The sequence below is a fragment of the Mesorhizobium sp. Primo-A genome, assembly GCF_003997175.1.
In the GTDB taxonomy this organism is placed as follows: Bacteria; Pseudomonadota; Alphaproteobacteria; order Rhizobiales; family Rhizobiaceae; genus Mesorhizobium; species Mesorhizobium ciceri.
The window spans coordinates 1-8,563 of record NZ_RZTG01000042.1 but is presented as its reverse complement, the minus strand read 5'-3'; the positions used below and the strand labels follow the sequence as shown (position 1 = coordinate 8,563).

Annotated in this window: 8 protein-coding genes; 6 read left to right on the top strand and 2 right to left on the bottom strand. The window is 65.5% G+C overall.

The features are described from left to right. Positions 1-687: GMC family oxidoreductase N-terminal domain-containing protein (locus EOC83_RS32415; RefSeq protein ID WP_206516569.1), on the bottom strand; the 687-nt coding region annotated here is incomplete at its 3' end. 214 nt (positions 688-901) lie between these two features. On the opposite strand from EOC83_RS32415, the gene EOC83_RS32410 reads away from it, so the two are divergent. The 4 genes from EOC83_RS32410 to EOC83_RS32395 all read left to right on the top strand — a co-directional run bounded on the left by EOC83_RS32410 (position 902) and on the right by EOC83_RS32395 (position 5,602). Further along, on the top strand, positions 902-1,978 hold the full coding sequence (locus EOC83_RS32410; protein WP_063170663.1) for a sugar ABC transporter substrate-binding protein: 1,077 nt from the start codon (positions 902-904) through the stop codon (positions 1,976-1,978). Positions 1,979-2,137: 159 nt separating this feature from the next. Further along, positions 2,138-3,121, top strand: a complete 984-nt coding sequence (locus EOC83_RS32405) for an ABC transporter permease (RefSeq protein ID WP_063170664.1) — start codon at positions 2,138-2,140, stop codon at positions 3,119-3,121. Positions 3,122-3,126: 5 nt separating this feature from the next. Beyond that, positions 3,127-4,629, top strand: coding sequence for a sugar ABC transporter ATP-binding protein (locus tag EOC83_RS32400; protein WP_063170882.1), 1,503 nt, complete (start codon positions 3,127-3,129; stop codon positions 4,627-4,629). Positions 4,630-4,633: 4 nt separating this feature from the next. Further along, complete coding sequence (locus tag EOC83_RS32395; RefSeq protein ID WP_063170665.1) at positions 4,634-5,602, top strand: ABC transporter permease; 969 nt, start codon at positions 4,634-4,636, stop codon at positions 5,600-5,602. Between the two features lie 83 nt (positions 5,603-5,685). On the opposite strand, the gene gloA is transcribed toward EOC83_RS32395, so the two are convergent. Beyond that, complete coding sequence (gene gloA, locus EOC83_RS32390) at positions 5,686-6,096, bottom strand: lactoylglutathione lyase (protein WP_019856614.1); 411 nt, start codon at positions 6,094-6,096, stop codon at positions 5,686-5,688. A 161-nt stretch (positions 6,097-6,257) separates the two neighbouring features. Between gloA and EOC83_RS32385 the strand changes: the two genes are divergently transcribed. Both EOC83_RS32385 and EOC83_RS32380 read left to right on the top strand, forming a co-directional pair. Then, positions 6,258-7,700 (top strand): FAD-binding oxidoreductase, encoded by a 1,443-nt coding sequence (locus tag EOC83_RS32385; protein ID WP_063170666.1) that lies wholly within the window; start codon positions 6,258-6,260, stop codon positions 7,698-7,700. Between the two features lie 3 nt (positions 7,701-7,703). Further along, on the top strand, positions 7,704-8,507 hold the full coding sequence (locus EOC83_RS32380) for a FadR/GntR family transcriptional regulator (protein ID WP_063170667.1): 804 nt from the start codon (positions 7,704-7,706) through the stop codon (positions 8,505-8,507). Positions 8,508-8,563 lie beyond the last annotated feature (56 nt).

Sequence of the window (8,563 nt, the reverse complement as noted above, 5' to 3'; positions counted from 1 at the left end):
CTCGACGCCGATGGCGCGGCCATTCTCGACAACGATGCGGCTGACCGTGGCGTCGGTGCGCAACGCCAGGTTCTTGCGGCCAAGCGCCGGCTTCAGATAGGCGACCGCGGTGCTCGAGCGTTTTCCCCGGCGCGTCGTCGTCTGGTAGAAGCCGGCGCCGGCCTGTTCGCCGGCATTGAAGTCGGCGCGGAAGGGAAGACCCGCCTGCTGCGCCGCCTTGACGAAGATCCGGGTCAATGGATGCGGGGCGCCGCTGGAAACGCCGAGCGGGCCGTCGATGCCGTGCTGCGGACCGGCGAAGATGTCGTTGCCTTCGGAGCGGATGAAGTACGGCAGCACCTCGGCGTAGCTCCATCCCGCACAGCCATTGTCAGCCGCCCAGCCGTCGTAATCCTGCGGACAACCACGGGTGAAGACCTGGGCGTTGATCGAGGAGCCGCCGCCGAGCACACGCGCCTGCGGATAGACCATGGTGCGGCCGTCGATCGCTTTGCCGGGCGCGGTGTCATAACCCCAAATCAACGGTCCCGACGTCATCTTGAAGAAGCCGACCGGCAAATGGATGTAGCGATCGGTGTCGGGCGGACCGGCTTCGAGCAAGGTCACCGACACGTCCGGATCCTCGCTCAGGCGGGCGGCCAGAATGCAGCCGGCCGAGCCGCCGCCGACGATGATGTAGTCAGACATTCTCGCTCCCTTGGCAGTGCGAAATCAGTGCCCTGCTCTCCTCTACGCAACGATCTCAAGTCGCTTGTGCCGCGTCAAGAGAAAGGGTATGGTTATGGTGTTGAAGGGTTGTCGTACAAGTGGAGGAACTTGACAACCCATCGATCGGAGGCCCGGCCGCGCTCCCCGCGCATGCCGCCGGGCGGGAAACAGATTTCAATCGGGAGGTTTGAATATGAAGGACAGGACAGATCTTACGCTTTCGGTCAGCCGCCGGACGCTGATGATGGGCGCCACCGCCGGCATAGCGGCGCTCGCCATGCCGAGCGTTTTGCGGGCCCAGGAAAAACCGACGCTGGTGACGTCGATCCGCTCGCTCTCCAACCCCTACCACGCGGTGTGGAAGACCGGCGCCGAGGCCTATGCCAAATGGGCTGGGCTTGAGCACGTCACGCTGGTGTCGGAAGGCAACAGCGAGAAAGGCATCGCCGACATCAAGGCGATGTTGGCCAAGACCGGCGGCAACATGGTGCTGAATTCCGATCCCAATGACACACCTGACGCGCGCCCGATCGTCGAAGCCTGCGCCAAGGCCGGCGCCTATGTGGTGACGCAGTGGAACAAGCCGTCCGACCTGCACCCGAAGGACTTCAACCCGAATTATGTTTCCCACATCGAGTTCGACGGCATCGAAAGCGGCAAGACCATCGCCGAGATCCTGTTCAAGACCATCGGCGGCAAGGGCGGCATCGTCGCGCTCGGCGGCCTGATCTCGACCACGGCGGCGATCGAACGCAAGAAGGGCCTCGACGCGGCCCTTGCCGCCAATCCCGACATCAAGCTGCTCGACTTCCAGGTCGCCAACTGGAAATCGACGGAAGCCTTCGACTTGATGGGCAATCTGCTCACCCGCTTCGGCGACGACATCAAGGGCATCTGGGCCGCCAATGACGACATGGGCTCCGGTGCACTCGAAGCGCTGCGCGCCGAGAACCTTGCCGGCAAGGTGCCGATCGTCGGCGTCGACGGCATCAATACGGCGGTCGACGCGGTGCGCACGGGCGAGTTCGCCTGCACCGTTACGTCCGATCCGTTCTGGCAGGGCGGCATGGGTCTCGCCATCGGCTACAACGCCAAGATCGGCAAGTTCGATCCGACCAAGGAGCCGCCGGAACACCGCGAGTTCTACGGCAAGGCGGTGCTGATCTCGCATGACAATGTCGAGGAATATTACAAGACCAATGTCGATTCCAAGCCGGAGATCGACTGGAACGATCTGTGGGGCCGGGTGACTGGAGCCATCCGCACCTGATCAACCGGAGCGGGCCGCATCTCCCTGGTGGCCCGCTTCCTCCCGCAGCCGTCGCGATCCCCTCGTCGCGACGGCTGTCATCAGCAGACGGGAAGCGGTTTCTTGACAATCCATACAGAACCCCTGAAGTCCGTTTCGGACATCGAGCGGACGACGCTTATGACAGTTCTCCCCGGCCGCATCGCCACCGTGTTCGGTGGCAGGCGCTGGCGCAGCCTGGCGCCGCTGGCGGTGCTGATCGTGCTCTGCGTGCTGATCGCCATCGCCAATCCCAATTTCATCGAGTTGCGCAACCTGGTGCGGCTTGCCAATTCGGCCGCCGTGCCGCTGACGCTGGCCATGGGGCTGACCTTCATCATCCTGATGGGCAGCATCGACCTCTCCGTGGAGGGCACGCTGTCGGTGTCGGCCATGGTGGTGGTGCTGCTCGCCGCCAATGACGCGAACGCCAATGACTATGGCTGGTGGGCGGTGCTCGCCGCAATTGTCGCCGGCACCGCGATGGGGTTCGTCAGCGGCCTCGTCCAGACCATGCTGCGCATCCCCTCCTTCATGGCGACGCTCGGCATGTGGTTCATCGGCCTTGGCCTGTCAGTCTATATGCTGGGCGGCTCGGCGATCCGGCTCAACGACGCCTCGATCCGCGACCTCGCACTGCACCGTTTCCTGGGCTTGCCGGTGGCAGTCTGGGTCGCCTTTGGCGCTTTCCTGCTCGCCGCCGTCATTCAGTACCACACCAAGCTCGGGCGCCACATTCTGGCGATCGGCGGTGATGAGGATGTCGCCAAGCTCTCCGGCGTCAACGTGGTGCGTGTGCGCATCACCGCCTTTGCGTTGGCCGGTTTCTTCTTCGGCATATCGGGCGTGCTTGCCGCTGCCCAGCTTGGCCAGTCGCATGCCGTCATCGGTGACGGCAGGCTGTTCGCAGCGGTCACCGCCGTCGTCGTCGGCGGCACGGCGCTCACCGGCGGCGAAGGCGGCGTCGTCAACACGCTGATCGGCGTGCTGATCGTCACCGTGCTGGCCAATGGCATGATCCTGCTCGGCATCTCGCCCTATATCCAGCAGACCGTGCAGGGCCTGATGATCATCGCCGCGGTGGCGCTGTCGCTCGATCGCGTTCGCCTCAGGATCGTCAAGTGAGCGCCATGCTGAACGCATCCGGCATCATCAAGAACTTTCCCGGCGTCCAGGCGCTGCGCGACGTTTCGATCGAAGTCCGGCCGAACGAGGTGGTAGGCCTGATCGGCGAGAACGGCGCCGGCAAGTCGACGCTGATGCGCGTGCTGGCCGGCAGCTACCGGCCGGATGGCGGCAGCCTGACGCTGGACGGCGAACAGCTGCGCATGCGCAGTCCGCGCGACGCGGCACGGCACGGCATCGGCATGGTGTTCCAGGAACAGTCGCTGGTGCTCAATCTGACCGTCGCCGAAAACATCTATCTCGGCGAGGAGGATCGCTTCACCCGCTTCGGCATCGTCAACTGGCGCGCCATGAACGCGGCGGCGCGCCGGCAGTTGGCCAAGATCGGCATCGACATCGATGTCACGGCGCGCACCTCCGAACTCACCTTCGCGGCGCGCCAGATGGTCGAGCTGGCCAAGGCGCTGACATTGGAGGAAGTGGTCGAACGGCAGTTGCTCATTTTGCTCGACGAGCCGACCTCGGTGCTCAACGCCGCCGATATCGAAGTGCTGTTCGCGCGCGTGCGCTCGCTCAAATCGCGCGCCAGCTTCGTCTTCGTCTCGCACCGTCTCGACGAGGTGCTGGCGATATCAGACCGCGTCTACACGATGAAGGACGGCGCGGTCGTCGCCGAACACCGCGCGGCCGAGGTCACCGCGCCGGAGCTGCACGAGATCATGGTCGGGCGCGGCCTGCAGGCCGAATATTACCGCGAGGCTCGCCAGCAGGCGCCGCGCGACACGGTCATGGTCGAGGCCAGGGGACTGGGCGCGAACGGTGCCTATCACGGTGTCGACCTGAAAATCAGGGCCGGCGAGATCGTCGGCATTGCCGGCGTCGTCGGCTCCGGCCGCGAAGAAGTCACGCGCACCATCGGCGGCTTCCTGCAGCACGATGCCGGCGAAATGAAAATCGCCGGTGACGCCGTGCGCTTCGCCTCGCCGGAGCCGGCGGTGCGCAAGGGGATCGGCTATGTGCCGCGCGAGCGCAGGCTCGAAGGCCTGGTGATGTTCCTGTCGATCGCCGAGAACATTTCGCTGGCCGATCTCTCCAGCGTCATGCGCCATGGCGCCATCGACTATGGCAAGGAGCGCCGGCTCGCCGCCGACTGGATCAAGCGGCTGCGCATCAAGGCGCCCGGCCCCGATGCCGCCTGCCGCAAGCTCAGCGGCGGCAACCAGCAGAAGGTGGTGCTGGCGCGCTGGATGACGGCGGGCTCGCGCATCCTGGTGCTCGATCACCCGACGCGCGGCCTCGATGTCGGCGCCAAGGAAGAGGTTTACGAACTGGTCCGCGATCTCTCCGCGCAAGGCGTGGCGATCCTTCTGATTTCCGACACGCTGGAAGAGACGATCGGCCTGTCGCACCAGGTGCTGGTGATGCGCGACGGCGAAATCACCGCGCGCTTCGACGCCACCCCGGGCAAGAAGCCGAACCAGGTTGATCTACTGCGAGCGATGGTATGAACCGATGAGTGAAGGTTTTTCCATCAGGCAGGTGTTCGAAGGCAAGTGGACGCAGGGCGCCATTCCCCTGGTCCTGCTGGTCGCGCTTTTGCTGATCATCGAACTCGCCGCGCCCGGCTTCCTGACCGGCGAGACCGTAGCGCTGCTCTTCGCCAACACCGCCGTGCTGTTCATCCTGGCGACCGGCGTCACCTTCGCCATTCTGCTCGGCGGCATCGACCTGTCGATCCAGGCGGTCGCCTCGCTGGCGAGCGTCATCCTGGCGCAGTTGCTGCCTTCGCTAGGGCTTGCCGCGTTCCCGGTGGCGATCCTGTCCGGGCTTGCCTTCGGCACATTGAGCGGCATCGTCCATGTCAAGCTGCGCGTGCCGTCCTTCGTGGCGACGCTCGCCACCGGCGGCGTCGTCACCGGCCTGGCGCTCTGGGTCTCCAACGGTCGCGCCATCACCATCGAGGAAGCGGGCCGCGAAAACACCGCCTGGATCAACGCCACGGTCGCCGGGGTGCCGGTGGTGGTGCTGATCTCGGCGGTCATCGGCATCGCCGCCTTTCTGGCGCTACGCTACACGCGCTTTGGCCGCCAGGCGATTGCCGTCGGCGCCGGCGAACCGGCCGCCTGGGCGGCGGGCATCAATGTCGACCGCACCAAGATCATCGCCTTCGCCGCTTCAGGCATGCTGGCGGCTGTCGCCGGCGTGGTGCTGGCGGCAAGACTGTCGAGCGGCTCGCCGGTGCTTGCCAATCAATTGCTCTTGCCGGCCATCGCCGCCGTCATTGTCGGCGGCACCGCCATCACCGGCGGACTGGGCGGCGTGGCGCGGACCGCGGTCGGCGCGCTGATCATCTCGATCGTGCGCATCGGCATGACCTTCGTCGGCGTCAATATTTTCCTGGAAAACATGGTGTTCGGCGCGGTACTCATCGCCGCCGTCGCCATCACCATCGACCGCAGCAAGATCGCGGTCATCAAGTGACAGCTCGATCCGCACCGCCTCCCAAGCCAGCGCGGACAGGACGGGGTCGCATCACAAGCCCGATGCGACCCCGCTTGGTCAGATCACATCGTGTCGAGGCCGATCAGCTCGATCTTGTAGCCGTCCGGGTCTTCGACGAAAGCAATATGGGTGGTGCCATGCTGCATCGGTCCGGGCTTGCGCGGGATCTTGGCGCCGCGCTTTTCGAGTTCGGCGCAGACGGCGTAGATGTCGTTGACGCCGAGCGCCAGGTGGCCGAAGCCGGTGCCGATCTCGTAGGGCTCTTCCCTGCCCCAGTTCAGCGTCAGCTCGACGACGGCCTCCTTGTCCTCCGGCCCATAGCCGACAAAGGCGTTGGTGAACTTGCCGCCGGGATAGTCGTCGCGGCGCAGCAATGTCATGCCGAGAACCTCGGTGTAGAAGGCGATCGACTTGTCGAGGTCGAGCACCCTGATCATGGTGTGCATATAGCGAAAGCCCGGGGCGTCGCTCATTGGGTAAGTCCTCCGAATTGGGTGATTTGCGGGTCTGACCATCCACATCAAACGGCGGGTCGGGACGTGGCCTCACTTGATGTTCTAAATCAGGGTTGTATGATAACACGACAAGAACGGTGGTTGTCCAGTCGTTTTTCCCAGGGGTCCAGAGTCCATTCATGAATGCCGTGCCGCCCACCTCCGCATCGCTGATCGCTGCCCTGGCCGGCGTGCTGCCGAATGGTGGGCTGCTGACCGCGGATGAGGATCTGGCGCGCTACAGCCGCGACTGGTCGGGCGACCATTTCGGCCGCCCGCTGGCGGTGGCGCGTCCGGCCTCGGTCGAGGAGATGTCGGCGCTGATGCGGCACTGCCATGCCGAACGCATCCCCGTCGTGCCGCAAGGCGGCCTGACCGGCCTCGTCGGTGCGGCGGTGGCGGCGGATGGCGGCGAGATCGTCATCTCGCTGGAGCGCATGAACCGGATCCGCTCGATCAGCCCGATCGACTTCGCCATGGTGGTCGAGGCCGGCTGCATCCTCGAGGAGGCCAAGCGCGCCGCCGAGGAGAGCGACTGCCTGCTGCCGATCACCTTCGGCGCGCAAGGCAGCTGCCGCATCGGCGGCAATGTCGCCACCAATGCCGGCGGCTTCAACGTGCTGCGCTACGGCATGACGCGCGACCTGGTGCTCGGGCTCGAAGTGGTACTGGCCGACGGCCGCATCTGGAACGGGCTGAAGGTGCTGCGCAAGGACAATCGCGGCTACGACCTCAAGCAGGTCTTCATCGGCTCGGAAGGCACGCTCGGCATCGTCACCGCTGCCGCGCTGAAGCTGTTCCCCAAGCCGACGCAGATCGAGACCGCGTTGGTGGGCTTGCGCTCGGTCGAGGACGCGATGGCGCTCTATGCGCGGGCGCGGCGCGACTGCAGCGACCTGCTGACCGCGTTCGAACTGATCCTGCGCGGCGGCATCGAGATCACCATGCGCGAGGGCAAGGATTTTGCCGATCCGCTCAACAAGCCCTACCCGGCCTATGTGCTGATCGAGGTGTCCTCCGGCGGGCTGATCGACCTCTCCGCCATGCTTCTCGGTTTTCTCGGCGGCGTCGCCGATATCGTCGAGGATGGCATCGTCGCTTCGACGCGGGCTCAGGCCGAGCGGCTGTGGCTCTATCGTGAGATCATGGTCGAGCGGCAGGGCCGCGGCGGCCGCTACCTGCGCACCGACGTTTCGGTGCCGATCTCGAAGCTCGCCGATTTCGTCACCGACGCGCTGTTCGAATTGCAGCGGGCGCGCCCGGATGCGCTGGCCGTCACCTACGGCCATGTCGGCGACGGCAACATCCATCTCAATGTGGTGCCGCCGGAAGGCATGGGCGCTGAAGCGATCGAGCATCTGTTCGAGCAGGCCGAGGCGGAGATCTTTGCCGTCGTCGACCGCTATGGCGGCTCGATCAGCGCCGAGCACGGCATCGGACGGGTCAAGCAGAAGGCGTTTCTCGAACGGATCGATCCGGTGACGCTCGACCTTGCTGCAGGCATCAAGGAGGCATTCGATCCGCGCCATATCCTGAGCAACGGCCGCATTCTGGCGTCCGCATCCGCCGTCGACTATAGGTGAGCGATGACGCTGAAACTCGACAAGGTCAATCGCGGTCCGCATCTCTCCACCCTGGTGGCGAGTTCCATCTCGCGCGAGATCGCGCAGGGGCGCCTCAAGCCCGGCGACCAGCTGCCGACCGAGCAGGCGCTGGCGACGACCTTCGGCGTCAGCCGCAACGTGGTGCGCGAGGCGATCGCAAGGTTGCGCTCGGAAGGCCGCATCTGGTCGCAGCAGGGGCGCGGCGCCTTCGTGGTGGAGGGCAACAACCCAACGGTGCTGACCATAGACTATGAGGCGCTGCAGCGCGCCGACTCGTTCCGAAATCTGTTCGAACTGCGCGGCATCCTCGAGGTGCAGGCGGCGGCCTTTGCCGCAAGGCGCCGCACCGAGGCCGATCTCACCGCGATGGACGATGCGCTGGCCGGCATGCGTGCGGCACCCTATGGCAGCGTCGCCTGGCTGCGCAGCGACCTTGAGTTCCACCGCACCGTCGCCGAGGCGACGCGCAACGGCTACATGGGCCAGTTCCTCGGCTTCGTTTCCGAGCGTGTTCGAGAAAGCATCCTCGCCGCCGGCAACCAGCAGAAATCGGACGACATGGCCCGCATCACGCTCGGCGAACACGGGCGCATCCTGTCCGCTATCCGTGCCGGCGATGTGGAGGGTGCGCAAGCGGCGATGCGCGACCATCTGGCGGGCGCGGCGCTGCGGGTTGGGCTGCATGATGGGGACGTGGCTGCGGAGGCAGCGCTGGTGCCAGAGGTGGCGTCTCCGGTGCGGCATTCGAGATTGCGAAAGGGGGTTCGTGGGCGGGCCGGGGGATAAAGTCCTAGCCAGCCGCGCTCGCCTGAACACGCCGATCGCTTCCCCCACCCCAGAGC

Coding starts and splice junctions, on each gene's coding strand:
- EOC83_RS32395 (WP_063170665.1), top strand. CDS start 4,634: ATGAGTGAAGGTTTTTCCATCAGGCAGGTGTTCGAAGGCAAGTGGACG.
- EOC83_RS32405 (WP_063170664.1), top strand. CDS start 2,138: ATGACAGTTCTCCCCGGCCGCATCGCCACCGTGTTCGGTGGCAGGCGC.
- EOC83_RS32400 (WP_063170882.1), top strand. CDS start 3,127: ATGCTGAACGCATCCGGCATCATCAAGAACTTTCCCGGCGTCCAGGCG.
- EOC83_RS32410 (WP_063170663.1), top strand. CDS start 902: ATGAAGGACAGGACAGATCTTACGCTTTCGGTCAGCCGCCGGACGCTG.
- EOC83_RS32385 (WP_063170666.1), top strand. CDS start 6,258: ATGAATGCCGTGCCGCCCACCTCCGCATCGCTGATCGCTGCCCTGGCC.
- gloA (WP_019856614.1), bottom strand. CDS start 6,096: ATGAGCGACGCCCCGGGCTTTCGCTATATGCACACCATGATCAGGGTG.
- EOC83_RS32380 (WP_063170667.1), top strand. CDS start 7,704: ATGACGCTGAAACTCGACAAGGTCAATCGCGGTCCGCATCTCTCCACC.